Consider the following 333-nt stretch of genomic DNA (forward strand, 5'->3'; position numbering starts at 1 on the left):
TAAAGAAATGGTTGCGGGAGTAGGACTTGAACCTACGACCTTCGGGTTATGAGCCCGACGAGCTACCAACTGCTCCATCCCGCGTCCGACAAACGCTATCAATTATTTTAATTCTATTGACTAAAGAAATGGTTGCGGGAGTAGGACTTGAACCTACGACCTTCGGGTTATGAGCCCGACGAGCTACCAACTGCTCCATCCCGCGTCCGACAAACGCTATCAATTGTTTTTATTCTATTGATTAAAGAAATGGTTGCGGGAGTAGGACTTGAACCTACGACCTTCGGGTTATGAGCCCGACGAGCTACCAACTGCTCCATCCCGCGTCCGATA

Annotated in this window: 3 tRNA genes; all 3 read right to left on the reverse strand. The window is 48.9% G+C overall.

Features of this window, described 5'->3' with window-relative positions:
* Positions 1-8 precede the first annotated feature (8 nt).
* The 3 genes from AAEY93_RS20385 to AAEY93_RS20395 all read right to left on the reverse strand — a co-directional run bounded on the left by AAEY93_RS20385 (position 9) and on the right by AAEY93_RS20395 (position 326).
* Positions 9-84, reverse strand: a tRNA-Met gene (locus tag AAEY93_RS20385).
* 45 nt (positions 85-129) lie between these two features.
* Positions 130-205, reverse strand: a tRNA-Met gene (locus tag AAEY93_RS20390).
* A 45-nt stretch (positions 206-250) separates the two neighbouring features.
* A tRNA-Met gene (locus tag AAEY93_RS20395) sits at positions 251-326 on the reverse strand.
* Positions 327-333: the final 7 nt, after the last annotated feature.

Source organism: Shewanella sp. CAL98-MNA-CIBAN-0140 (genome assembly GCF_040309905.1).
Taxonomy (GTDB): domain Bacteria; phylum Pseudomonadota; class Gammaproteobacteria; order Enterobacterales; family Shewanellaceae; genus Shewanella; species Shewanella psychromarinicola.